Source organism: Domibacillus sp. 8LH (assembly GCF_038806185.1).
Lineage (GTDB): Bacteria > Bacillota > Bacilli > Bacillales > Domibacillaceae > Domibacillus > Domibacillus indicus_A.
The window spans coordinates 1-236 of sequence record NZ_JAVJNG010000326.1 but is presented as its reverse complement, the minus strand read 5'-3'; the positions used below and the strand labels follow the sequence as shown (position 1 = coordinate 236).

The 236-nt window shown below is 37.3% G+C and carries 1 protein-coding gene; it reads right to left on the bottom strand.

The genetic code is table 11. The features are described from left to right. On the bottom strand, positions 1-235 hold a 235-nt coding region (locus RG959_RS24895; protein WP_342799372.1), incomplete at its 3' end, for an MFS transporter. Between the last annotated feature and the right edge of the window lies 1 nt (position 236).

Sequence of the window (236 nt, the reverse complement as noted above, 5' to 3'; positions counted from 1 at the left end):
CACTTACGCTTAAAACAAGTCCCTTTTTCTTTCCAATTCGATCAAGTAAGCCTGCTGAAAAAGGTCTAACAGCAATGGCGGCGATTAGAATAGAGGTAACAACAAGGCCGCCTTGTGCTTCTGTTCCATCCATTTCTTGAATTACATAAAGCGGAAGGGTGGTTATTAATGTATAAAATACTACAAACACTAAGAATTGCGTCATAAAAATACTAATAAAACTACGAGTCCATATC